At 42.0% G+C, this 24,996-nt stretch carries 21 protein-coding genes and 1 riboswitch; of the genes, 10 read left to right on the forward strand and 11 right to left on the reverse strand.

All coding sequences use genetic code 11. The features are described 5' to 3' along the window. Positions 1-67 precede the first annotated feature (67 nt). The 8 genes from pabB (at position 68) to mntP (ending at position 8,418) form a co-directional block, all read left to right on the forward strand. Positions 68-1,438, forward strand: coding sequence for an aminodeoxychorismate synthase component 1 (gene pabB / locus M5X66_RS09065; protein ID WP_154633861.1), 1,371 nt, complete (start codon positions 68-70; stop codon positions 1,436-1,438). Next, positions 1,431-1,991 (forward strand): CoA pyrophosphatase, encoded by a 561-nt coding sequence (locus M5X66_RS09070; protein ID WP_036983648.1) that lies wholly within the window; start codon positions 1,431-1,433, stop codon positions 1,989-1,991. Before pabB ends, M5X66_RS09070 begins: the two co-directional genes overlap by 8 nt. 204 nt (positions 1,992-2,195) lie before the next feature. Then, positions 2,196-3,560: an L-serine ammonia-lyase gene (locus M5X66_RS09075; protein WP_036953382.1), complete on the forward strand. Its 1,365-nt coding sequence runs from the start codon at positions 2,196-2,198 to the stop codon at positions 3,558-3,560. A 677-nt stretch (positions 3,561-4,237) separates the two neighbouring features. Continuing rightward, positions 4,238-5,203, forward strand: coding sequence for a PTS mannose transporter subunit IIAB (gene manX, locus M5X66_RS09080; protein ID WP_270103440.1), 966 nt, complete (start codon positions 4,238-4,240; stop codon positions 5,201-5,203). Between the two features lie 77 nt (positions 5,204-5,280). Further along, positions 5,281-6,081: a PTS mannose/fructose/sorbose transporter subunit IIC gene (locus M5X66_RS09085; RefSeq protein ID WP_036953378.1), complete on the forward strand. Its 801-nt coding sequence runs from the start codon at positions 5,281-5,283 to the stop codon at positions 6,079-6,081. Positions 6,082-6,094: 13 nt separating this feature from the next. Continuing rightward, positions 6,095-6,946, forward strand: coding sequence for a PTS mannose transporter subunit IID (locus M5X66_RS09090; protein ID WP_036953376.1), 852 nt, complete (start codon positions 6,095-6,097; stop codon positions 6,944-6,946). A gap of 89 nt (positions 6,947-7,035) precedes the next feature. Beyond that, positions 7,036-7,494 carry a DUF986 family protein gene (locus M5X66_RS09095; protein WP_036953374.1) on the forward strand — a complete coding sequence of 153 codons (459 nt, stop codon included), beginning with the start codon at positions 7,036-7,038 and terminating at the stop codon, positions 7,492-7,494. 152 nt (positions 7,495-7,646) lie between these two features. Continuing rightward, positions 7,647-7,830, forward strand: a riboswitch (yybP-ykoY riboswitch). Positions 7,831-7,836: 6 nt separating this feature from the next. Next, positions 7,837-8,418: a manganese efflux pump MntP gene (gene mntP / locus M5X66_RS09100; protein ID WP_148444745.1), complete on the forward strand. Its 582-nt coding sequence runs from the start codon at positions 7,837-7,839 to the stop codon at positions 8,416-8,418. A gap of 56 nt (positions 8,419-8,474) precedes the next feature. On the opposite strand, the gene rlmA is transcribed toward mntP, so the two are convergent. The 5 genes from rlmA to alr all read right to left on the reverse strand — a co-directional run bounded on the left by rlmA (position 8,475) and on the right by alr (position 12,545). After that, positions 8,475-9,296, reverse strand: a complete 822-nt coding sequence (gene rlmA / locus M5X66_RS09105) for a 23S rRNA (guanine(745)-N(1))-methyltransferase (protein WP_108478051.1) — start codon at positions 9,294-9,296, stop codon at positions 8,475-8,477. A gap of 111 nt (positions 9,297-9,407) precedes the next feature. Next, positions 9,408-9,620, reverse strand: a complete 213-nt coding sequence (locus M5X66_RS09110) for an acid-shock protein (protein ID WP_154599210.1) — start codon at positions 9,618-9,620, stop codon at positions 9,408-9,410. A gap of 72 nt (positions 9,621-9,692) precedes the next feature. Next, positions 9,693-9,890: a hypothetical protein gene (locus tag M5X66_RS09115; RefSeq protein ID WP_036953366.1), complete on the reverse strand. Its 198-nt coding sequence runs from the start codon at positions 9,888-9,890 to the stop codon at positions 9,693-9,695. Between the two features lie 481 nt (positions 9,891-10,371). After that, positions 10,372-11,109, reverse strand: coding sequence for a phosphatase (locus M5X66_RS09120; protein WP_036953364.1), 738 nt, complete (start codon positions 11,107-11,109; stop codon positions 10,372-10,374). 212 nt (positions 11,110-11,321) lie between these two features. Further along, complete coding sequence (gene alr, locus M5X66_RS09125; protein ID WP_036953439.1) at positions 11,322-12,545, reverse strand: alanine racemase; 1,224 nt, start codon at positions 12,543-12,545, stop codon at positions 11,322-11,324. Positions 12,546-13,157: 612 nt separating this feature from the next. Between alr and M5X66_RS09130 the strand changes: the two genes are divergently transcribed. After that, complete coding sequence (locus tag M5X66_RS09130) at positions 13,158-13,490, forward strand: hypothetical protein (protein WP_154599208.1); 333 nt, start codon at positions 13,158-13,160, stop codon at positions 13,488-13,490. 273 nt (positions 13,491-13,763) lie between these two features. On the opposite strand, the gene guaA is transcribed toward M5X66_RS09130, so the two are convergent. Both guaA and guaB read right to left on the reverse strand, forming a co-directional pair. Beyond that, positions 13,764-15,341 (reverse strand): glutamine-hydrolyzing GMP synthase, encoded by a 1,578-nt coding sequence (guaA, locus tag M5X66_RS09135; protein ID WP_036953431.1) that lies wholly within the window; start codon positions 15,339-15,341, stop codon positions 13,764-13,766. A gap of 136 nt (positions 15,342-15,477) precedes the next feature. After that, positions 15,478-16,944 (reverse strand): IMP dehydrogenase, encoded by a 1,467-nt coding sequence (guaB, locus tag M5X66_RS09140; protein ID WP_036953269.1) that lies wholly within the window; start codon positions 16,942-16,944, stop codon positions 15,478-15,480. Between the two features lie 170 nt (positions 16,945-17,114). Between guaB and xseA the strand changes: the two genes are divergently transcribed. Continuing rightward, positions 17,115-18,482, forward strand: a complete 1,368-nt coding sequence (gene xseA, locus M5X66_RS09145; protein ID WP_036953267.1) for an exodeoxyribonuclease VII large subunit — start codon at positions 17,115-17,117, stop codon at positions 18,480-18,482. On the opposite strand, the gene aes is transcribed toward xseA, so the two are convergent. The 4 genes from aes to M5X66_RS09165 form a co-directional block, all read right to left on the reverse strand. Further along, positions 18,471-19,439: an acetyl esterase gene (aes, locus tag M5X66_RS09150; protein WP_036953265.1), complete on the reverse strand. Its 969-nt coding sequence runs from the start codon at positions 19,437-19,439 to the stop codon at positions 18,471-18,473. The genes xseA and aes overlap by 12 nt on opposite strands. Before the next feature lie 169 nt (positions 19,440-19,608). Beyond that, on the reverse strand, positions 19,609-21,870 hold the full coding sequence (locus tag M5X66_RS09155) for a TonB-dependent receptor domain-containing protein (RefSeq protein ID WP_270103441.1): 2,262 nt from the start codon (positions 21,868-21,870) through the stop codon (positions 19,609-19,611). Positions 21,871-22,023: 153 nt separating this feature from the next. Continuing rightward, a complete protein-coding gene (locus M5X66_RS09160; RefSeq protein ID WP_154609565.1) occupies positions 22,024-24,156 on the reverse strand; it encodes a S9 family peptidase in 2,133 nt (710 codons plus the stop codon). A 42-nt stretch (positions 24,157-24,198) separates the two neighbouring features. Then, positions 24,199-24,972: an energy transducer TonB gene (locus M5X66_RS09165; RefSeq protein ID WP_336432852.1), complete on the reverse strand. Its 774-nt coding sequence runs from the start codon at positions 24,970-24,972 to the stop codon at positions 24,199-24,201. Positions 24,973-24,996 lie beyond the last annotated feature (24 nt).

Genomic DNA, 24,996 nt, shown 5'->3' on the forward strand with positions numbered 1-24,996 from the left:
TAATAAGGTAAGATTATATGGTAATCTGGCATTATTCACTTGTGGAACCTGATTTTAATTGATTGATATGGCTATTAATAAAATACAACTCCCTTACAGCCCCAATGTGGCATTAGATTATTTTGCATCGTTATCGCACCAACCATGGGCCATACTGCTTCATTCTGGTCAAGCTGAACACTCTCATAACCGTTACGATATGATTGTCGCTGATCCAGCAGTCACCCTATTAACGCGCGGTTTGCAAACGGAAATTCAAGCGCAAAATCAGCCGGCTCAGTTTTCAGAAAAAGATCCCTTTGCCCTTTTACAGCAATATATGGATCAATATCAAGCCGCCAAATTTACTGATGAAACTCTGCCGTTCCAAGGTGGCGCAATGGGAATTTGGAGCTATGACTTAGGTCGCCGTATCGAAAAACTTCCTGAACTTGCCACGACAGAACTGCAATTTCCCGATATGGCGGTGGGCATCTATTTATGGGCTCTTATTGTTGACCATCATGAACAGCGTGTGACCTTATTCAGCCATCAAGATGTCGAGCAACGACTCACTTGGTTACAGGCTCAAAAAGCCTCTCGTAAAAGTGCCTTCTCACTGACGTCCCCATGGCATGCCAACATGACCGAAGCGCAATACCATGAAAATATTGCCCGTATCCATCAATATTTACGTGAGGGGGATTGCTACCAAATCAACCTAGCTCAGCGCTTTAAAGCCAAATATAAGGGCAATGAGTGGGATGCATTTTTAACACTGAACGAAAGCAACCGCGCCCCATTCTCCTCGTTTATTCGCTTACCCGATAATGCGGTTATCAGTGTTTCTCCTGAACGCTTTATTTTATTAGAGAAAGGTGAAATTCAAACTCGCCCGATCAAAGGCACACTCCCTCGCTTAGACTCACCCGAGGAAGACCAACTCCAAGCAGAAAAATTAGCCAATTCGCCAAAAGATCGTGCTGAAAACTTGATGATTGTGGATTTGCTGCGTAATGACATTGGACGTGTTGCCAAGCCGGGTACCGTACGCGTTCCTGAGCTTTTCAAAGTGGAGCCTTTTCCCGCTGTTCATCACCTCGTTAGCACCATCACCGCCACATTAGACAGCCAATACCAAGCCACTGATTTACTGCGTGCCTGCTTCCCCGGTGGTTCCATTACGGGCGCACCTAAAATTCGTGCAATGCAGATTATTGAAGAATTAGAGCCCAATCGTCGACATGGATATTGTGGCGCAATCGGCTATATTAGTTTCTGTGGCAATATGGATACGAATATCACAATCCGTACGCTGATAACTGATAAAAAACAGATTTATTGCTGGGCTGGTGGCGGTATTGTTGCTGATAGCCAAGCAGATAAAGAGTACCAAGAAACCTTTGACAAATTACGCCTGATTTTGCCAAAACTAGGAAAACTCAATAGCGATGACTGAGCTAAATAGCTTTATTAACCGTTTTCAATTTACACTCCCGCTTTCTCGCCAACCCGCCACATCGGCGGGTAAAGCGGCCGCAGTGCTATTGCCAATTATTAATAAATCCAATCCGACATTATTGCTCACGCAACGGTCACCACTATTACGTTCTCATGCCGGTCAAGTGGCATTTCCAGGCGGTTCACGCGATCCTGAAGATTCAAACTTAATTGCGACCGCATTACGAGAAGCCTACGAAGAAGTCGCCATTCCACCAGAGAAAGTACAGGTCTTAGGGCAGCTTGCACCTATTTCCAGTATTGGGGGTTATCAAGTCACCCCAATTGTGGGTCTTGTACCCAATAATATTCGCTATCAGGCGAATCCTAGCGAAGTTTCCTCTATTTTTGAAATTCCCCTGTTTGATGCATTATCCCTGCAGAAACATAAATATGTGGATATCAATCGCTCTGGCCGCGAAAAACGGGTCTTTTTCTACTGGTATAACAATCACTTAGTCTGGGGCCTCACTGCATCCATCCTGCACCAGCTTGCCCTACAACTGGATTAGCCTTCATAGTCAACAATCCTTTTATTCAATCATTTTTTCACTATCCAAAATACAATTAGTGCTATTTATAACCAATCCACCTTATGTAACTACCTTATTTCAAAAAATACTTTAAACTTACTGGTTAACACTACGAAATAACAGTAAAGTAGCGCCCTTTAAAATAAATCACTATATCTTCATCTTTTGTTTAAGGAGTCCTGCGTGATAAGCGTTTTCGACATGTTTAAAGTGGGCATTGGCCCTTCAAGCTCTCATACCGTTGGTCCGATGAAAGCTGGGAAAGAATTTGTCGATGATTTGGTCAATAAGCAATTATTGCCATCCGTCACCCGTGTCGCAGTAGACGTTTATGGCTCTTTATCCCTAACAGGTAAAGGTCACCATACCGATATCGCCATTATTATGGGTTTAGCAGGTAACCTCCCTGCTACCGTTGACATTGAATCAATTCCATCCTTTATCAAGAATGTGGAAGAAACAGAAAAGCTGCTATTAGCCAATGGCACTCATACTGTTGATTTCCCACGTGAGGGTGGCATGAATTTCCGTCAAGATAACTTACCGTTACATGAAAACGGTATGACTATCCACGCCTTTGCTGGCGATAAGGAAATTTACACTAAAACTTATTATTCCATCGGCGGTGGTTTCATTGTCGATGAAGAACATTTTGGTCAAACCTCTTCAGACAGTAAACCAGTCTCTTATCCGTTTAATTCCGCGAGTGAATTACTCCTAAAATGTAAAGAATCTGGCTTATCGATTTCTAGCCTGATGATGAAAAATGAGCTGGATTTGCACCCTCGTGAAGAAATTGACGCTTACTTTGCGGATGTATGGAAAACCATGCAAGCCTGTATTGAACGCGGTCTGAACACTGAAGGGGTCCTTCCAGGTCCATTGCGCGTTCCTCGTCGTGCACCGGCACTGAACCGCTTAGTGACCTCTGCAAGTAAACTGTCTAATGACCCGATGAACGTGGTTGATTTAATCAACATGTATGCATTGGCCGTTAACGAAGAAAACGCAGCGGGTGGTCGTGTTGTTACAGCGCCAACTAACGGTGCTTGTGGTATCGTTCCGGCTGTTTTGGCCTACTACAACCATTGCGTTGAACCCGTTACACCAGAACTTTACTTGCGCTATTTCTTAGCGTCCGGCGCCGTTGGTATTCTGTATAAAATGAATGCGTCTATCTCTGGCGCAGAAGTGGGTTGCCAAGGCGAAGTTGGTGTTGCCTGCTCAATGGCGGCGGCAGGTTTAGCAGAATTATTTGGCGCAAGCCCAGAGCAAGTCTGCATTGCAGCTGAAATTGGTATGGAACACAACTTAGGTTTAACCTGTGACCCTGTTGCCGGACAAGTTCAAGTACCTTGTATTGAACGTAACGCAATCGCCTCTGTTAAAGCTATCAATGCCGCACGCATGGCTTTACGTAGAACCAGCGAGCCTCGCGTTTCTCTCGATAAAGTTATCGAAACCATGTACGAAACGGGTAAAGATATGAATGCCAAATACCGCGAAACATCTCGTGGTGGCTTAGCTATCAAAGTCCAGTGTGATTAATCAGTAAGATTAAGCCTCCCTCTTCATTACTCATTTAAATGGTGAAGAGGGAGCTTTACCCTCACTCTTTCTGCGCTTATTTAATTTTTTTAATTAAGTCTATTAAACTCCAACACCTTCATCAAAATAACATCTCCCCTCTTTTTGCTTTTCTCGTTTCAGCTTTCGATTTTTATCGTCTACGAACGTTTTATTTCTTCAGTACTCTCACGCGGGATTCTATTTTTTGAATCGCTATTTCCATTCTGTTATTCCTTTAAATTCTATTGGTCAGCCCTATTTTTGCTCACTTTTTACTCTCCATGACGAATTTCTTATCAAATAAACCGATTTTTTGTTACCGATAACAGAGTGTCACTCTTTCTTATTGAAATAAACCAAAATTATACTCTGTAAATATTTATATATTTAGAGTTATAGGTTTATTTATCAGTAATATTTGGATCTGTTTTTATTTTTCTGACGCGAAACAAGTTTTTTAGATTAATCCTAGTGATATGATCAGACTGACCATTCAGCTAATAATTGCACTTAACTAATTATTAGCTAGCCACTTAGTTTGAATTTATTCAGCTACTATTTAAGGTGCAGGGGAAACACATAGAGAAGGAGTCCAGTTTCTAACTTCTATTCTATCGTCAATGATGTTTCGATTTATCTGTTAAGAGGGAAAAATAGTGAGTATAGCTATTATGATTGGTACCCACGGAGTTGCTGCTGAACAGCTACTCCGAACCACCGAGATGTTAATAGGCGAGCAAGAAAACGTCTCGTTTATTGACTTTGTCCCTGGGGAAAATGCTGACACCCTATTTGAAAAATACACACAAAAGCTGACTACTCTTGATACCTCAGCGGGTGTGCTATTTCTTGTTGATACATGGGGAGGTAGTCCATTTAATGCTGCTACACGCATTGCCAATGAGCATGACAATTACGAAATCATTACAGGCGTAAATGTCCCAATGCTCGTCGAGACCTTTATGTGCCGCGATGACAACCCATCCATGGATGAGCTGATCACCGTCACGCTAGAAACAGGTCGCGGTGGCATCCGTCCATTCAAGTTTAAAGAAGCTGTTTCAGAAACTCCTGCGCCCGCAGCGGTCAGTGCACCTGCTCCACAACCTGTTATTGCAGGTCCGGGCGAACACATGATTATTGCTTTGGCGCGTGTTGATGACCGATTAATTCACGGTCAGGTGGCGACTCGCTGGACAAAAGAGATGCGTGTTAAACGCATTATCGTTGTCAGTGATGAAGTAGCCAAAGATACCGTTCGCTCTACCTTACTGAAACAAGTTGCTCCTCCAGGTGTTACCGCCCACGTTGTTGACGTAGACAAATGTGTCCGTGTTTACAACAACCCGAAATATTCCGGCGAGCGCGTGATGCTGTTATTCACTAACCCAACAGATGTACAGCGTATTGTTGAGCAAGGCGTTGAGATTGACTCGGTCAATATTGGTGGGATGGCCTATACCGAAGGTAAAACCATGGTCACCAATGCCGTATCAATTAACCAAAAAGATATCGATGCATTCAATTATCTGAATGACAAAAATATTGAGTTAGAAGTTCGTAAAGTCGCTTCAGACAGTAAAGTCCACATGATGGATTTAATTAATAAACTCAAAAAATAATGTTTTAGAAATTAGTTCTTATTGAACCGTTACTCAAAAACAGACTTAGAAACTTGTTGGTTACAGGAGATTAAACAATGGAACTTACCGTTGTTCAAATAGTAATGGTCTTCGTCGTGGCTTGTATCGCCGGTATGGGATCGATCCTCGATGAATTCCAGTTCCACCGCCCTCTCATTGCCTGTACGCTTATTGGTATTGTTCTGGGTGATATGAAAACCGGTATTATTATCGGTGGTACACTGGAAATGATCGCGTTAGGTTGGATGAACATCGGTGCGGCCGTTGCACCAGATGCTGCATTAGCCTCCATCATTTCAACCATTCTGGTTATTGCAGGTGGTCAAAGTATCGGTGCCGGTATTGCACTGGCTATCCCACTGGCAGCAGCTGGACAAGTACTGACAATCATTGTTCGTACTATTACCGTTGCATTCCAACACGCCGCTGACCGTGCTGCGGTCTCCGGTAATTTAACCTCCCTGAGCATTATCCACGTTTCTGCGTTATTACTGCAAGCAATGCGTATCGCAATCCCTGCACTGATCGTCGCAATTTCAGTGGGAACTTCAGAAGTCCAGCACTTACTGAACTCTATCCCTGAAGTCGTTACCAACGGTCTGAACATTGCAGGTGGTATGATTGTTGTGGTCGGTTATGCGATGGTTATCAACATGATGCGCGCTGGCTATCTGATGCCGTTCTTCTATTTAGGCTTCGTGACTGCGGCCTTTACTAACTTCAACCTTGTTGCACTTGGTGTGATTGGTGTTGTGATGGCGATTCTGTACATCCAACTAAGCCCGAAATACAACAAATCCCAAGTTGTTGTCAGCCAATCAAACAGTAACAACAATCTTGATAACGAATTAGACTAGAAGGAACGTAAAAATGGTTGAACAAACTCAATCTACTGAAAAACGGCTGACAAAAAGCGATATTCGTGGGGTTTTCTTACGTTCTAACTTATTCCAAGGTTCATGGAACTTTGAACGTATGCAGGCTCTGGGTTTCTGTTTCTCAATGGTTCCCGTGATCCGTCGCTTATACCCAGAAAATAATGATGACCGTAAACAAGCGATTAAACGTCACTTAGAGTTCTTCAATACCCATCCTTACGTTGCTGCGCCTATTTTGGGTGTAACGATGGCGATGGAAGAAGAACGTGCTAATGGCGCGGACATCGACGATGGTGCAATCAACGGTATCAAAGTCGGTCTAATGGGACCATTGGCCGGTGTGGGTGACCCAATTTTCTGGGGAACTGTGCGCCCTGTATTCGCTGCTCTGGGTGCTGGTATCGCGATGACAGGTAGCTTGTTAGGTCCTGTACTGTTCTTCGTTCTGTTTAACCTTGTACGTCTGTTAACTCGCTATTATGGCGTGGCCTATGGCTACAAGAAAGGGATTGATATCGTTCAAGATATGGGCGGTGGATTCCTGCAAAAACTGACAGAAGGAGCATCGATTCTAGGCCTGTTTGTTATGGGGGCGCTGGTCAATAAATGGACTCACGTCAACATTCCACTCGAAGTTTCGCGGATCAAAAACCAAACCACGGGTGTGGAAGATATCACTACTGTTCAGATGATCCTCGACCAATTAATGCCTGGATTAGTTCCTCTATTGCTGACCTTCGCCTGTATGTGGCTGTTACGCCGTAAAGTGAATGCTTTATGGATCATTATCGGCTTCTTCGGTTTAGGTATTCTGGGTGCTTGGTTAAACTTCTTAGCGCCATAATTTCTGTTAAATAATAAAAAAGGGAGGTTGCAGCCTCCCTTTTTTACTTTTAAGCTTGGTAATTCGTCCACTTAGTCATGGGTACTCAAATGACCTTAAATGATGTCGTTTTAGCCATTATCATTTTGATCATGCTTGTATACGCAATCTATGATGAATTTATTCAAGGAACACTAAAAGGCAAAACTCTATTAAAAGTTAACTTAAAACGTAAACATCGAGTGGATGCCATCATTTTTATTGTTCTCATTTGTATAGTCATTTATACAAATATTGTTCGACATGGTAATTTATTAACCACTTATTTATTAATGATTACTATTTTTATGGCTATTTATTTAGCTTTTATTCGTCGCCCAAAAGTATTTTTTAAACAAACCGGCTTTTATTTAGCCAATACGTTTATTTTATATGAGCGAATTAAAACAATGAATTTATCTGAAGATGGTATTTTAATGATTGGATTAGAGCAAAAGAAAGTCCATATTCAAGTCAACCATCTTGATGATTTACAAAAGATTTATGATTTTTTTATTAATCATAAATAACTACTTTATATATTGGTATAAATATTAAGGTTAATTAAATGTTTAATTAACCTTAACTTTGTTAATATCGAAAATGAAAATTATTCTCATTTAAAAAATATATTTATTAATAATTAATATTTTGCCTTTATTAAAATCTATGATATCTTTCGTCCCACGTCATTGGGGAGTAGCCTGTTCTGGAATGTATTCTTTCCAGAAAATCCGTGTCAACATACTCGTTTGTTTTTAAACGTGGTGCGGATGCCATTTATTGGTTGGCAAGACCATAGACACATAAATACGCCTTTTGGTTGGGGGTAATTTATGTGTATATGGAAACACCCAACCGAGATTATTGTTATGAGCTTTTACGCAACTCTCATCCTCGCCTTCGCGCTCTCTATGGATGCTTTCGCTGTCGCTATTTGTAAGGGCGCAGTGCTCCATAAACCTCGTTTTCGTGAAATTCTTCGTACTGGCTTTATCTTTGGTTTTATTGAAGCTATCACACCGATCATTGGCTGGGGCATTGGTATTTTAGCCAGCCAGTATGTTATCCGTTGGGATCACTGGATTGCGTTTGCCCTGCTATTCATTCTTGGCGGACGTATGATCTGGCAAAGTCTAACCACCAAAGATGAAGATTGCTGCGCTAAACCATCTAGTCACAGTGCAGGAAATTTAGTGTTATCTGCCATCGCCACCAGTCTTGATGCTATGGCAATTGGTTTAGGTCTGGCTTTCCTGCAAGTAGATATCGTCCATACAGCGATGACTATCGGCTTAACCACGATGATAATGGCCACAATTGGCATGATGATTGGCCGTTACGTAGGTCCATTATTAGGAAAAAAAGCAGAGATTTTAGGCGGGCTGGTGCTTATTGCGATTGGATTTAATATCCTCTTTGAGCATCTCGAATTATTTATGTACGCGCCATGATCTTCCTGTTCCCCCTGAGTCATTCAGGGGGAACAGTTTGAGATTTAATACGGGTTTTAGTCTTTATATTGATAAACTCGGATCAGAAAATCAGCAGTATAATCTTTCTCGTTTTCCTGCTTTAATTGCTGTTTCACCTCTTCAGAAGCTCGCCATGCAAACGGCGTCATCTCTAACAATGCAAATGCCTCTTCTCCTTCAAGATCCATCACATAATTTAAGCGAGTCTCATCAATCAATTTAAAGTCTGGAAGGTCTTCGTCTTTTGCAGGGTGTAATTTCACTTCATCATAAATCAAGGCTTTTAATTCTTGCAGATGTTCTGCTGCCGGCGTTACCGTAATTAAAATTCCCATTGGTGTTAATACTCGGCTTAATTCTTGCGCCTTACAGGGTGCATAAATACGAATAATGGCACTCAAACTCGAATCCGCAAACGGTAAACGATGACTTGAAGCAACACAGAAATTAACTGATTTATAGCGCTTAGCAGCAAAACGGATTGCCACTTTCGATACATCCAGCCCATACACACTAACAGATTTAGATGCCGCCTTTAATGACTGAGCAAAATGATCAGTGTAATACCCTTCCCCACAACCGATATCGAGTATATTTTCACTGCTCTCAGGTAGATATTGAGCGAGCTTGTCAGCGACCTTATCGCGCATTGGCTGATAATGACCCGCATCTAAAAACTGACGACGAGAAACCATCATTTCTAGGCTATCACCTGGATCTTTAGAACGCTTATGCTGTACAGGGAGCAAATTAACATAACCCTCTTTGGCACAATCAAACTGGTGATTTGCTTCACAACGATAGCTACTGTTAATTAAATTGAGGGGTTTAAAACACAAGGGGCATTGATAATTCATATGGTTACACTGATTTAAAAATAATGCTCAGTATACCATATAAGCTGTCAAGCAGCGCCATGGAATTATACCCCATGGCACCGTGACGTAATCTAGAGGAGTATAGCGAACTTATTTACCTGCTTTAGCCGCTTCAGGTGCTTTGACTTCACCTGACTGTTTCACTTCACTCTTTTTAACTTCTTTTTTACCATGCTCTGCTTTGGCAACTTCGTGCGTTTTCACACCATGGTTTACATGTTCAGTTTTTGCAGTGGTATTTGCTAATGCAGCACCAGAAACAGCTAATGACAGAACAGTCGCGATTGCTAATAATTTTTTCATTTTGAACGCCTTATTTAAATTCAAACTAATGAGTAATTGATATAAAACTTATATTTTGGTGTAGCTAAAAATTTAAATGGCTTTTTCGGCACTTTTATCTTTAGTTGCACTCACTTTTTTCTCAGTTTTCACTTTTGCGTGATGAGCTTTAGCTGAGTGATGAGCGACAGCAATTGGCGCTACTGGCTCAGTTTTGGTTGTTGTATTTGCTAATGCAGCACCAGAAACAGCTAATGACAATACAGTTGCGATTGCTAATAACTTTTTCATACTAAGTACCTTAAGATTAATTTATTAAGCAAGGATGTTCTTGCCACATTAATAAATCATATCTACAGATCATTTCGCAATAGGAGAATATTAAAGATTCTTAAATTTTTTATAGGTTATTTTAATGAATAAATATTTTAATTTTGTTGATACTTCATTTACTTTTAAAGATTAATTTTTAATCGTTTTTTAACTTGCCAATAGTTTTATTTTTCAATATATATCAAACAGATAAATTAAAATAAATCTTGATGTTAATTTTTTGATTTTGAAAATCATCTTCATTCCAATTTATTTGATATCTATTTTTTCTTCATTTTTCTTTTAAAAATTCACTTTTCATCTTGCCAATTTAATAAAGCTTCTTTTTTTGAAGATAAGCTGACTTTTATTTTTATCTAAAAAGAACTTTTTCTGTTTACTTCAAAAAAAAGCCATTCAACTTTGAATGGCTTTAAATTCACTATATTCAATTTAAAAATTAAAAATGAGCAAACTCAGGAATCGGTTTACGTCCATGAGCCTCTAAAAAATCTAAAACGCGGCGTGGTGTAGTATTCAAAATTCGGGACTCTGGAAAATCAATGGATTTCAACATCTCAACCACTTCATCAAAACGCCCTAAATAACTGACATGATGTGAATCTGAGCCTAAAGCAACCCAACCGCCTGCTTCTTTCACCGCTTTCGCTATTTCTATGCAGTTCTTCTTACTACCCGCTCTAGAATGCAAGAAAGAGGAGTTATTCATCTCTAGTGCTACGTTGCTCTCTTTAGCAGCTTGGGCTACAGCTTTAATATCAATTGGGTATTTAGGGTTGCCAGGGTGAGTAATAATTTGCACTTTTCCGCTACGAATAGTAGCAATCATCGCTTCTGTATTGTCTTCTAGACTTTGTGGTTCTAGAACTGGCTCATGGAATCCTGCTAGAATAATATCTAGATGACGAGCAATCTTTTCATTGCAGTCTGTCTCACCCTGCTTATTTTTAATGTTTGCTTCAATTCCATATAACAAACCAACACCATTAACAATGCGCGGCAATATTGGCATATTGCCAAAATGCCATTCATGTGGGGCATCTTGCATTTCAGGGCCATGATCGGTAATGGCAAATAGTTTCATTCCTCGAGCGGCAGCTTCCGCAAAGTATTCATTAACAGTGCTAAATGCATGGGTGCTGGCAATGGTGTGCGCATGTAAATCAACTTGATACATAAAATATCCTTCTAATTCTTCTATTTGCCTTCTGACATTATTCAGATTGAAAAGGTTATCCCAAGCTAACATATCGCCACCAAGGATTCGATAACAATTCTGTTAAACCGCACTTATCGGATCTCTATTGTAAATTGCAGTTTATCTGACTCCTATTTAGCCAATAAAAAAGCCCGCTTCATTCGTGCGGGCTTTTATTCACTAAATATGGTTTAGTTAACCAAAATACGCTTATTGGTTGCACCCCATAATATGGACATTTCAGTAAACAGCGCGCCGCTAATATCTTCAACCTCTTCAGCGGTTATTTCCCCTTTTCCTTGTTTACCAAAAAAGACAACCTCATCTCCTGGTTGTACATTTTTAATATCAGTAACATCGACCATCACAGTATTCATGGATGTTTTTCCAAGAACAGGCACACGTTGCCCATTGATTAAAACATGCCCAGCATTACTGAATACGCGACGGTAGCCATCCGCATAACCGACAGGAATATTTGCTAATACAGAATCACGCTTCAGTGTATAAGTTCTGTCATAACCAACGGTATTTCCTTTCGGATAGTGATTCACCGCCGCAATATTCGATTTAAATGTCATCACGCGTTTGTAGTCTTTAGTGGCAACCGTATCACCATAAAAAATACCACCAACACGCACCATATCCAACCACGATTCTGGCACGGTCAATGTTGCATAAGTATTCGCAACATGCAGAGTAACATCTTCGCGTTTCAATCCTGTCACATTCAGAACTTGTTGAGACTCTTTTTTGAATTTAGCCAGATCTTTTCGGATTTGTGCTTCATCCTCTTCAGGATAGTGAGACATAATCCCGACGATTTTTAAATTAGGTAACTGCGAGATTAGCTTAGCTTGTTGCAATCCTTCAGTATTACTGACTTCCAAACCATTTCGTGACATTCCTGCCGAGTTCAATGCAAGGTGAATCGGAATAACTTTGCCCTGTTTTGCCGCTACCGCATTTAAGCGCTGCGCCATTTCCAAGTTACCAATTAATTCTTCTACATTAAATTCAGTGGCTTGAGCCATTTCTTTTTCAGTGGCGTTACGCACTCGCATTAAACGACCTTTAAAGCCTAAATCACGAACTTGCTTCAATTCTGTGTTGCTAGTTAGCCCAATGCATTGAACATTATTTTCAATCATTACTGGGGTAACTAACGTCAGGTCATGCCCATATGCATCCCCTTTTAAAACAGCACACATTCCCGCTTTATCACCCAATAATGCTTGTACTTTCTTGATATTGTAATCCAATGCACTGTGAGAAATTTCTATCCATGCATTATTAACTAGCGCAGGTTGAATCTGTGCAGATGGGGTTTCTATGATGTTGGTTTTCGCAGGTTGCTGACATGCAGTCGCCACCAGCAGAGGAAGAAGAGCAAGATATTTCAGACGAAATGCCACGTTGTTATCCTTAGCCATGGATCAGTGAGTTTCCCCTCACCTTTATTATTATGATTACGGGGAGTGAACATATACTTTCGATGTATATAGGCTACTGATAATAACAATATGAATTAATTGAACAAGCAATAATTACCAATATTTGAATAAAAAATCACTTTAAGTGAATTTATAATGAAAATCACTCTGGAATTTCTTTTCTCATATCTTGTTTACTGCAATACAACTACCTCTAAACTGCCTCAATAATGTTTTTTACGAGGCTGCTCTCATAATCATTTTTTCTGCTTTAAATTACCTTGTTCGGGGTATGTTTTTCTTTTTGGATAATATTATTCTGGGTGCGTTTGTGTTTGGGGCTTGTGTTTTAATCCTCAGCCTTGTTGACTGTTCCGTTATCTCGTTTTTAACGCACGTTATTTTAACTAATAAGGGAAACTATGAATTGGATAATTCAAAAGATAATGAATCCTCTTACAGGAGGAGTTGGTTCCGCCTTAGCACTCAATGGTGCTATATCGCTTATCGTTCCATCTCTGATTTTAACAACCACTAATATTTATATTCTAGCGGCTATACTCAGCGTTATTTTCATCTATATCTCGATAAAATATGATTGAGTTTTTCCATCCACAAACAACACAAGCACTCAGCATATTTTACTTTACGCTTATTCTTGCTTACTTAGTTATTCACCTTATTTGGGAGCATTTTGATAAGTTTGCCGAAAATTTTTCGTTAATTCGTTTACCTCAAAAGGTGGCTGTTATCTATACCGCCGCCACCTTTGCGAGTAATTTATTTTTAATCGTGATTATGTTTAACCTAGATAACCCACTCAAAAATGATAGCGTCATGATTTTGCCGTTAAGCCTCGCAGGGCTAACTGGCCTATGCTATTCGTTAGGGACTATTGTTCCTAGAAAGAAAGCAACTCATATTTAAAGTTCACTAATATGGACTTTAAATCATCTTTATACTGGCTGTGTCCCTATTTAAGGACGCTATGAATAAGAATGGAGTTCAATGAGTCTACGTTGAAAAAATTAAGGAAATGACAAGGTAGAAAGCAGCAACTAATCTCAAAGCAATACATTAGCAACAAAGGTGAAGAGCTAGAATGGTAATTCAATTAATGAAAAAACAAAAAGGCACCAGTAACTAACTGATGCCTTTGAATTTATCGACAACTAAACATTGTTATCAACAATAACTCTATTATTCCCACTCAATGGTCGCTGGTGGCTTGCCACTGATGTCATAAACTACGCGGGAAATGCCATTCACTTCATTGATAATGCGATTAGACACGCGACCTAAGAAGTCATATGGCAAGTGAGCCCAGTGAGCAGTCATAAAGTCGATGGTTTCAACTGCACGCAGAGAAACAACCCAGTCATACTTACGACCATCACCCATTACGCCAACAGAGCGCACTGGTAAGAATACGGTGAATGCTTGGCTAACTTTATTGTACAGATCCGCTTTGTGCAGCTCTTCGATAAAGATAGCATCTGCGCGACGTAGCAGATCACAATACTCTTTCTTCACTTCGCCCAGAACACGAACACCTAAACCTGGGCCTGGGAATGGATGACGATACAGCATATCGTATGGCAGGCCTAACTCCAGACCAATCTTACGCACTTCATCTTTGAACAGCTCTTTCAAAGGTTCAACCAGACCCAGCTTCATATCTTCCGGTAAGCCACCCACGTTATGGTGAGATTTAATAACGTGCGCTTTACCTGTTGCTGATGCCGCAGACTCGATAATATCTGGGTAAATCGTTCCTTGAGCCAACCATTTGATATTTGGCAGCTTAGACGACTCTTCATCGAACACTTCGATAAATACGTGACCAATTTTCTTACGCTTAGCTTCTGGATCTGAAATGCCAGCCAGTGCGTTCATAAAGCGGTCTTCTGCTTTCGCGTGGATGATGTTCAGGTCAAATTTACCTTGGAACATTTCCATGACTTGGTCAGCTTCATTTAAACGCAATAAACCGTTATCAACGAATACGCAGGTCAGGCGCTTACCAATCGCACGATTTAATAATAGCGCAGTAACAGAAGAATCCACACCGCCAGACAGTGCTAACAGAACATGGTCATCACCGATTTGTTCTTTCAGGCGAGCAACGGTATCTTCGATAATTGCGGCTGATGTCCACAGCGCTTCACATTGGCACAGATCCAATACGAAACGTTTTAAAATATTTAAACCTTGATGAGTGTGAGTCACTTCTGGGTGGAACTGAACACCGTAGAAACGCTTCTCAACGTCAGCCATGATGGCATATGGACAGCTTGGCGTGCTTGCAATCGTTTTGAAGCTAGACGGGATAGCGGTCACTTTATCGCCATGGCTCATCCACACATCTAAAACTGGCTTGCCATCTTCGTTCAGCGCATCTTGGATGCCGCGGAACAGGTCGCAATCTTCCAGAATTTCAACGTTCGCATAACCAAACTCACGTTCGCCAGACACTTCAACCGCACCACCTAATTGCATGGACATAGTTTGCATGCCGTAGCAGATACCTAAAACAGGGACGCCCGCATTAAATACATACTCTGGTGCACGTGGGCTATCCGCTTCTGTCGTACTTTCTGGGCCACCAGACAAGATAATCCCGTTAGGATTAAACTCTCTGATTTGCTCTTCGGTTACATCCCACGCCCACAGTTCACAGTAGACGCCAATTTCACGGATACGACGCGCAATCAGCTGAGTATACTGAGAGCCGAAATCAAGGATAAGAATGCGATGCTTATGGATATTTGTAGTCATTTGAGGAGAATTCCAGCAATTCAAGTCAAAATAAAAGGTGGTGACGCCATCAATATGGGCGCCACCCTGAAACTTTTTGATTACTGTTTTAAAAGATAATAGCACCCCGAAATGGCGTTATTATCCTAAACAATAATTACTGCCCTAAGCGATAGTTAGGAGACTCTTTAGTGATAGTCACATCATGAACGTGGCTTTCTTGAATACCTGCTCCACTGATACGCACGAATTCAGCTTTCGTTCTCAGCATATCGATAGTACCGCAGCCTGTCAGACCCATACATGAGCGTAAGCCACCCATTTGTTGGTGAATGATCTCTTTTAAGCGACCTTTGTAAGCCACGCGACCTTCGATACCTTCAGGCACCAGTTTATCTGCTGCATTATCAGATTGGAAATAACGGTCTGAAGAACCTTTAGACATTGCCCCCAGAGAACCCATGCCGCGGTATGCTTTATAGGTACGACCTTGGAACAGGATAGTTTCACCCGGAGATTCTTCGGTACCTGCAAACATGGAACCGACCATCACACACGCTGCACCTGCCGCGATAGCTTTAGAGATATCGCCAGAGAAGCGGATACCACCATCTGCAATAACAGGAATGCCAGTGCCTTCTAATGCACCCGCGGCTTCAGCAATTGCCGTGATTTGAGGTACACCCACGCCAGTCACGATACGAGTCGTACAAATTGAACCTGGGCCGATCCCCACTTTCACTGCGCTAACGCCAGCGTCTGCTAACGCTTTCGCGCCTTCCGCTGTTGCAACGTTACCACCAATGATTTGCAAATCAGGGTATTTTTGGCGAGTTTCACGAATACGCTGTAAAACCCCTTCAGAATGACCGTGTGATGAGTCAATGAGCAGAACGTCAACGCCTGCTGCAACCAGTGCATCAACACGTTCTTCGTTACCTGCGCCGGCACCAACAGCCGCACCCACACGCAGACGACCTTGCTCGTCTTTACATGCGTTTGGTTTACGTTCTGCTTTTTGGAAATCTTTAACGGTGATCATACCTAACAGATGGAAGTTATCATCGATAACTAAGGCTTTCTCAACACGTTGCTCATGCATTTTTTGTAAAACGACTTCGCGTGCTTCGCCTTCTTTCACGGTGACTAAACGCTCTTTTGGCGTCATCACCGCAGTTACTGGTTGGTCTAAATCCGTCACGAAACGTACGTCACGACCTGTAATAATACCCACTAAAGAATTATCTTTAGAAACCACAGGATAACCCGCGAAACCATTACGTTCAGCCATTTCTTGCACTTCACGAATTGTGGTTTCTGGGGTAACAGTGACAGGATCAGTCACGACGCCGCTTTCATGTTTTTTCACACGACGGACTTCTTCAGCTTGGCGCTCAATGGACATGTTTTTATGGATAAATCCAATACCACCTTCTTGAGCCAGTGCGATAGCCAGATCAGATTCGGTGACAGTATCCATCGCTGCGGAGAGCATAGGAATGTTCAGGCGGATTTTTGCGGTCAGTTGAGTGGACAGATCTGCCGTGTTTGGCAGTACAGTTGAGTGTGCAGGGACGAGTAAAACATCGTCGAAAGTTAGTGCTTCTTTTTTAATGCGTAACATAGGCAATATCCCACCAGGCAGCGTTATGAAAGGTATAAAATATTGCCGCGGCATTATACACACCGTAATCGGTTGCTTCCAGCACTTTTTTCAAAAAAAACTTGATAAGTCCGTCGGCTACGTTAGTATCAGTCAATTAAGTCATTGTTTTAAAGTTTGATCTAGCTCACATGTCGACTCAACAAAATAGCGCAATTTACTCAGTCAGCAAGCTCAACCAAACGGTAAGAGAACTTCTTGATACCCAAATGGGACGAATTTGGTTAACGGCCGAAATATCCAATTTTTCGCAACCAAGTTCGGGACATTGGTACCTGACACTCAAAGATGATCGTGCCCAAGTTCGCGCGGCGATGTTCCGTGGGCAAAATACTCGCGTCACTTTCCGTCCGCAAAATGGGCAACAGGTGTTAGTCCGTGCCACTGTCACACTGTATGAGCCGCGTGGAGACTATCAGCTAATCATTGAAAGCATGCAGCCCGCTGGTGAAGGTTTATTGCAACAGCGCTTTGAGCTACTCAAACAAACCCTCAATGCCCAAGGGCTATTTGATGTTATTCACAAGCAGGCCTTACCATCTCCAGCAAAACGTGTGGGGATTATTACCTCTGCAACCGGTGCTGCCCTGCATGACATTTTAAATATCCTGCATCGCCGTGATCCATCCCTACCCGTAGTTATCTACCCGACGGCAGTTCAAGGGGATTTAGCGCCGGCACAAATCGCCAGAGCCATCGAGCTGGCAAACCTACGCAATGAATGCGACGTTCTCATTGTGGGGCGTGGAGGCGGGTCACTGGAAGATTTATGGGCATTCAACGAAGAGGTCGTAGCGCGCGCTATTTTTGCTAGCCGATTACCAATCATAAGCGCCGTTGGGCATGAAACGGATGTGACCATCGCCGATTATGTTGCCGACGTACGCGCACCTACGCCATCTGCAGCCGCAGAGCTTGTTAGTCGCAATCAAACCGAAATGCTTCGCCAATTGAAATCAGGGCAACAGCACCTAGAGATGGCGATGGATTATTATTTGGCAGCTCAGCAGCAACGTTTCGCACGTCTTCAGCACCGTTTACAGCAGCAACACCCGCAATTACGCCTTGCTCGGCAACAAAATCAGCTTTCAGCCTTACGCCAAAAACTGACCAATGCCATCAGCCGCCAGCTACAATTCGCCTCCTTTACATTCGATAAAAACCAACGCCGTTTGATGCAAAATGACCTGCGCCCTCAATTGCAACGCCAACAGCGCCAATTGCAGCAAACTCAATACCATTTGCAGAATATGCTGACCCAGTTAGTGAATAACTACCGCCAGCGTTTTGCTGTTGCCTGCTCAAAAATGGAGGCTGTCAGCCCTCTTGCTACCCTCGCCCGAGGTTTCAGTATCAGCGAAACCACGGATGGCGCGGTATTAAAAAAAACCAGCCAGGTGAAATTAGGTCAACAGCTCAAAACTCGCTTAAATGATGGATGGGTTGAAAGCCAAGTTACCAATATTCAGAAGGTTCGAGCAAAAAAATCACCCAAATAGCCGTTTTTTAAAATATTCCGCGCCATCTCGAATGGCGCTATCCGCCGTTGGCATAAGGCGCGAATAATGCAAAAAGGCATGTAGCACTCCTGGATACATTTTATATTCACAAGGTATTTTATGTGATTGGAGCGTTTGAAATAATGTTGCGCTATCATCAAGTAACGGGTCATATTCCGCACTTGCAATAAAACATGGTGGAACATCTCGCGTAAGATCGTTATTGAACAAGCAATAGTAAGGTTCTTCACGGCTTCCTTGTTCGCCTAAGTATGCATTGTCATACTCTTGGAGTTCTTCTCGTCTTAGCCCATCCCATTCACCACCATATAAACGGCGGCTGCCGGAATCTTGTAAACCATATAACCCATACCACAGTAAAACTGCGCAGATATCACCACAGTAGATTCGTTTATCTCGCAACCATAACACGGTAGCAAGAGATAACATCGCGCCAGCAGAATCCCCCGCAAATCCAATGTGATGCATATTTAGCGCATATTTTTCAGCATGTTGATAATAAAACTGGCATACCGCCGTCGCTTCTTCAATCGCTTGAGGATAACGTGCTTCAGGGGAAAGTGAATAATCAATACCGATGACCGTACAGCCAGAATACAACGCTAATAAACGCATAATTCGGTCATGAGTATCAAGATTGCCGAGGATAAACCCGCCACCGTGTAGATAAAACAGTGTGGCAGGTGTATGTTCAATAGGGTGATAAATTTTCGTGACAACGTCACCTTTGACGGTTTTAACCGTCATGTTTTCAACACGAAAAAGTTCAGGTGCGTTGGCGTTCCAATAACGGCGATCTTCGTTATAAGCAATACGCTGAGCTTCATAGCTTCCATCAGTTGGCTCAGCTGGTATCTGTTGTTCATAATATTGAATAACTTTTTGCATTTCTGGCGAAATTAAATCAAGCACATTGATTTTATTGATAGTTTTCATTGCAATCTCCATACTTTTATTAGTTGATTGTAATGAATCCAAAGGGATAAACTGAGAGTCGAGTATCCAATATTGAAAAGCGTTTAGATAATAAGCCTATCAATCTTCCTTAGAGAGTAAGAGTAAGACTAAAAATAATACTAAACGCTTTCCGTTAGCAATTTCCTGATTAGAAGCGCACTTGACCGCCAATCATATAACTGCGCCCTCTTCCCGTTTCATTGTTTCTGCCGCGTTCTTCCATCACTGCGCCAGAGTTCGCACGGTTTAGCACGTCGGTGTAGTTTTCATTAGTGAGGTTATTAATCGCCATCATTAATTTGAAATGTTTATTGATTTCATAGTCTGCGTACAGATCAACGATAGTTGGCTGTTTTTCATACTTTTCCGTCATTGCATCCCCGTTCATGTCACCGTCAGGAATTGGACTGATACGTTTAGATGGTCCCGTCCATGTCACTGTCGAGCCTACGGTCAGTTTTTCATCAAACAGGCGAACTCCCGAATCTAAAGTCACGTAATATTCAGGTAATTGAGTAAAGTCCCCTGCACTAAATACCGATGTACTGTTGATTGATACTGGTTGTTTGCCAGACTCTTTGGTGTAAGAAACCATGGAGTAAAACACGCCAGCATCGTAGTTAGCTTGCAACTCATAACCGCGCAAATTAACATCTCGAGGGTCGTTCACATACATATCAGCACGTTGAAAAATATCTGGATTTTCTTTATCCCACACATCATCGTTAATTAAGCACCAATCAAATTCTTCTTGAGAGGTTGCACGGCATAACATGAAGGATTTACTGGTAATGTAGTCTTTAATATGAGTATGGAACCACAGTGCTTTTAGGTTAAATTGGTCTCCTTCCACCACTAGGTCCGGCTTGAAACTATTAAAACCAATTTGCCAAGTTTGTGCTTTTTCCCCTTTTAAGAATGGATTCATACTCTGACCGCCATTTTGGGAGAAAAAGGCTTCTTGAGAATTTGGCGCACGCATCGAATGCGCGTAACTCACAAATGGCTGAAATTCAGGAATAATTTGTGCCGAAACTAACACTCCTGGGTTAATACCACTTTCTCGTAAATTTAACGTACTGGCTTCTTGAGGGAAGCATTTCTCAGTTTCATCACAAGCGGGTTTATACCCTTGAACGCGATAATTTAAATAATTGAGGTCGAATGTAGCAGTATAAATATCGTACTGCGCCTCAAATTGCGTATACAAGCTCGCAATATCTTGTGTGCCACTCGGCGAGAATGGGTTGTAAGTAATCGTATTTGGATCTTCTACAGGCTTTGTGATTTTTTGGTATTTGGTCTTCATTAATTTCGAACCAATCTGCCACTTAAAATCAGTGTCACCATAAGAAAAACGGCTGGTATTGGAAATATTAATACTGTCAGATTTATTCTCTGATTCGGCGTCTTTTAATGCACCACCAATTGGCTCACCTTGGAATTTTTGGGTATTAAATCCATGGCTCGCCAGCACTTCCACATCAATCAATTCGTTAATTGGCGTGTATTTATATTTAAGATAATAATCTTCACTATTAATCTTACGGCTGGTTAATTTATTTTGTAAAAATCGACCGCTGAATTCGACTTCATGGCTATCATTCGGTTTATATTTTAATTTGGTTAATTGAGATTGCGGTTTTTGTTTGAATGTCGGATCCGTTGCAAATTCATCTGTATCAAATCCATCACCATTTTTATAACTGCCTGGGATATTATGCCCACTCACGGCAATTAAGCCGCCAAAATACCCATCACCCTCATTTAATAATGATTTTCCCGCGACAGAAACCATGCCGTTATAGCCGAGTCCATTATCTCCCCAGCTCCCTTTGCTACGTACTCCCCACAAATTATCTTTGAAAATCACATCATCAATCGATAAGGTTCGAAAGTTGGCGCTTCCCGCTAAGGCGTTAACGCTGTTGCTGCCATTCAATTGCCCCTTTTCTACCTCAACCTCCACAATAAAGTTAGGGTCAATAAGTGAACCAAAGTCATTACTCGGCTGCATACCGTGAGTGAATTTACTCGGCGATATTCCGTAATAGCTTTGTGTGACACCATCCACCATCATGTTTACGCGCCCAAAGCCACTCAGCCCGCGAATATTCACATTGATGGTGCCTTGGCTCGCATCCATTTGGGTATAGGTTCCGGGCATCGAACGGATAATCTTATCCATGGATTGCAATTTATTTTCGGTGCCGACTGCGCTATAGGCGCCTGGTTTTTCCAATGCTTTGACCAACGGCGTTTGTTTTTGCGCGCCCGACACTGTTAATTGGCTAAAATTAACCACATCATCTTTCTGTTTATTTGTCTGCTGTGTGTTTTCAGACAAAGCGAAGCCGTGGAAGCCAGCGGAAATAGTCCCAGCCACCATGATTATTATTTTATTATTCATTAAACCATTCCTGTAAACGTACTGATAAAACAGTCGCTCACATTGCAAACGCAGAATAAAAATAATGTCTGCGAATAGGATCAGCTACAGTGTTTATAAACCGTACAGCTGATCCTTAATAGCCTTATTTTTGGCTAATTATTATGGGTAACGCTATTTTAAATCTGGAAAATATTTTGCTTTATTTTCTAACATCAGAATAAAGCTATATTCTCTCGCAATATCATCCAAAGCATTAAAGCGGCCGGATTTTCCACCGTGTCCGGCATTCATATTGGTTTCTAATAACAATAAAGAATTGCCTTGTTTCAGCTCTCGCAGTTTTGCTACCCACTTTGCAGGCTCCCAATATTGTACTTGAGAATCATGCAGCCCTGTGGTGACCAAAATATGCGGGTAATGTTGGGCTTTGATATTGTCATATGGGCTATAGGCTTTAATGCGCCAGTAATCTTCCTCATTCTCTGGATTACCCCACTCATCATATTCCCCTGTAGTCAGTGGAATTGAAGGGTCAAGCATGGTCGTGACAACATCAACAAATGGCACTGCAGAAACCACACCTTCATACAGATCAGGAGCCATATTGACAACAGCGCCCATCAGTAAGCCACCTGCGCTACCGCCCATGGCATAGACATGACCTTTTTCCCCATAGCCTTGCGTCAACAAGGCATTAGTCACATCAATGAAGTCCGTAAAGGTGTTCATCTTATGGACGGTTTTACCCTGAATGTACCAATTCTTTCCTAAGTCCCCTCCACCACGAATATGGGCAATAGCATACACAAATCCGCGATCAAGCAGGGATAAGCGAGAAGAACTAAATGACGGATCGATACCATATCCATATGCACCGTAACCGTAAACCAGAAGTGGGTTTTTACCTTGTTTGAAACTATCTTTGCGATAAACTAACGAAACCGGTACTTTCACTCCATCTTGGGCAGTGATCCAAATACGTTCACTTTGATAATTCGCTTTATTGAAATCCTTCACTTCCTCTTGTTTTAATAGCTGTTTCTCTTGAGTCAGCATATTAATTTCATACACCGAGGATGGTGTTGTCATGGAGGAGTAGCCGTAGCGTAATTTATCCGTATCTGGCTCTGGGTTGTTACCAATCCACGCCATATAAGCCGGATCATCAAAGCTCACAGAATGCTCTTTGTGGGTTAACCAACTAATTTGTCGAATATTCACTAAGCCGTTTTGGCGCTCTTCAATCACCAACCAGTTATTAAATAACGCAAAATCTTCAAGGTCGACATCATCACGAGGCGCGATAAAGCTTACCCATGGTGCCGTGGCATTATCCGCAATATACAGCCCGAATAATGGATGCTGATGATTAGAGCGAATATAGAATTTGCCGTTAAAATGATCAGGGTAATATTCCACACCTGTTTTGCGAGGTTGTAGCACTATCGCATCACGTTCAGGTTGGTTTGCATCCAAAAGACGATATTCTGAGGTTTCGGTGCTGGTGATCCCAATCAGAATATAATCTTTGGAGGTGGATTTCGCTAAACTGACGAAGTAAGTATCATCTTTTTCTTCATACACCAATTTATCAGCGGATTGCGCTGTTCCATATTGGTGCTTAACCACTTGATAAGGCAATAGTGTTTGCTTGTCTTTATTAACATAAAACAGTGTGCGGTTGTCATTTGCCCACACAATATTACCGGAGGTGTTAGTTAGAACATTTTCTTGCCACTTTGCATCATCAACTTTACGGAACGAAACTGCATAATCATTACGACCTTGGCGGTCTTCAGCGATCGCTATCGTGGTGTTATCGGGGGAAATGGCTAGCGCCCCCATTCGGTAATATTCAGTACCTTCCGCACGTTGGTTACCATCAACCAAAACTGTCCATTCGCCATCACTATTAATTGGGCGTCTTTCATAAATGGAATAGTTTTTACCGGCGACAACGCGAGAACGGTATGTATAGCCATTGTAGTTGTATGGCACAGACTCATCATCTTGCTTTACGCGAGATAATAATTCGTCGTAAATTTCCTGTTTTAATGGCTCCCCCAATTCAAGCTGCTGCGTGGTGTAGGCATTTTCTTGATTCAGATATTCAAGGATCTCAGGAGCTTCTCGGTTATCGTCCCTTAACCAATAATAGTTATCAACGCGCTGATCCCCATGAATAGACATAGTATGGGGCTGTTTTTTCGCTATTGGTGCTAGCATTTTGTCCTCCGCAGCACTGCTGGCTGCATATAACCCAAGTAGTGTGACCACGCAATAAGTGGTGATTCTATTACGCATGGTTTTATTATGTATGGTTTTATGACACATGGTGAGTCCAATCTATTTATCATTAAGAGTAAAATCAATAGGTAACCTGACTGTTACCCGTCCATTCTTAAGTATTTCTGATGGCGGTACGGGTAACGGTGCCGCGCGAGATAACACCTGCTGCGCTTCTTTGTCTAAAGAACGTGTGCCTGATGAATTCGCTAGACTGCTATCAAGTAAAAAGCCTTGGCTATCTACCGTAAACATCACCACGGGTTTACCTACGCGATTACGCCTTCCTGCATCTTCAGGGTAACGTTTATATTTATTCAATTTTCCAAGCACCATCGCTTCCCACTCTTTTTGAAGGCTATCGAGGGCTTCGGACTGGCTATTAAGTTCCGCTGCAATTTGCTGGCTTTGGACAAGTGCCGCCGCATCGCTGGTCACTGGCGCATCGCTGGCTTTCGAATCTGTGGTTTGCACCTTCTTCACTTGCTGCTGTTCTTGTTTCTGCTTTTTCAACTCAGGCTTTGGTTTTTTCGCCGTTGTTTTCGTGAGTTGCACTTCCGCTTGCTCATTAACAGGCAGTGTGGGAATAATGGCGTCCTCTGCTTGTGCTTTATGGGATTCACTCGCCACTGCTAGCTCTTGAGTTTGACCAATGTTCACTTCCGTTAATTGTTTGGCTTGTGCTTCGATAGATAACTCCATCACCACCGAGGGCGGCGGCAGGGATTCTTCCCATCGCGCATTGTGTGTTACCCAGATAAAAAACCCCACAATGACAATATGCAATGCCACGGCTAAAACCAGCCAGCCGCCCATTTTGGAAGTTCTACTCACATACCCACTTTCAAACGTTATTGT

Origin of the sequence: Providencia sp. PROV188, from assembly GCF_027595165.1 — a bacterium.
Classification (GTDB): Bacteria; Pseudomonadota; Gammaproteobacteria; order Enterobacterales; family Enterobacteriaceae; genus Providencia; species Providencia lanzhouensis.

What these genes read in the sequence shown, in the direction of transcription:
- mntP (WP_148444745.1), top strand. Translation starts at nt 7,837, where the DNA reads ATGAGCTTTTACGCAACTCTCATCCTCGCCTTCGCGCTCTCTATGGAT.
- M5X66_RS09090 (WP_036953376.1), top strand. Translation starts at nt 6,095, where the DNA reads ATGGTTGAACAAACTCAATCTACTGAAAAACGGCTGACAAAAAGCGAT.
- pabB (WP_154633861.1), top strand. Translation starts at nt 68, where the DNA reads ATGGCTATTAATAAAATACAACTCCCTTACAGCCCCAATGTGGCATTA.
- M5X66_RS09095 (WP_036953374.1), top strand. Translation starts at nt 7,036, where the DNA reads ATGACCTTAAATGATGTCGTTTTAGCCATTATCATTTTGATCATGCTT.
- guaB (WP_036953269.1), bottom strand. Translation starts at nt 16,944, where the DNA reads ATGTTACGCATTAAAAAAGAAGCACTAACTTTCGACGATGTTTTACTC.
- M5X66_RS09120 (WP_036953364.1), bottom strand. Translation starts at nt 11,109, where the DNA reads ATGTATCAAGTTGATTTACATGCGCACACCATTGCCAGCACCCATGCA.
- M5X66_RS09070 (WP_036983648.1), top strand. Translation starts at nt 1,431, where the DNA reads ATGACTGAGCTAAATAGCTTTATTAACCGTTTTCAATTTACACTCCCG.
- M5X66_RS09085 (WP_036953378.1), top strand. Translation starts at nt 5,281, where the DNA reads ATGGAACTTACCGTTGTTCAAATAGTAATGGTCTTCGTCGTGGCTTGT.
- M5X66_RS09155 (WP_270103441.1), bottom strand. Translation starts at nt 21,870, where the DNA reads ATGAATAATAAAATAATAATCATGGTGGCTGGGACTATTTCCGCTGGC.
- M5X66_RS09130 (WP_154599208.1), top strand. Translation starts at nt 13,158, where the DNA reads ATGATTGAGTTTTTCCATCCACAAACAACACAAGCACTCAGCATATTT.
- guaA (WP_036953431.1), bottom strand. Translation starts at nt 15,341, where the DNA reads ATGACTACAAATATCCATAAGCATCGCATTCTTATCCTTGATTTCGGC.
- aes (WP_036953265.1), bottom strand. Translation starts at nt 19,439, where the DNA reads ATGAAAACTATCAATAAAATCAATGTGCTTGATTTAATTTCGCCAGAA.
- xseA (WP_036953267.1), top strand. Translation starts at nt 17,115, where the DNA reads ATGTCGACTCAACAAAATAGCGCAATTTACTCAGTCAGCAAGCTCAAC.
- M5X66_RS09115 (WP_036953366.1), bottom strand. Translation starts at nt 9,890, where the DNA reads ATGAAAAAGTTATTAGCAATCGCAACTGTATTGTCATTAGCTGTTTCT.
- M5X66_RS09110 (WP_154599210.1), bottom strand. Translation starts at nt 9,620, where the DNA reads ATGAAAAAATTATTAGCAATCGCGACTGTTCTGTCATTAGCTGTTTCT.
- rlmA (WP_108478051.1), bottom strand. Translation starts at nt 9,296, where the DNA reads ATGAATTATCAATGCCCCTTGTGTTTTAAACCCCTCAATTTAATTAAC.
- M5X66_RS09160 (WP_154609565.1), bottom strand. Translation starts at nt 24,156, where the DNA reads ATGCGTAATAGAATCACCACTTATTGCGTGGTCACACTACTTGGGTTA.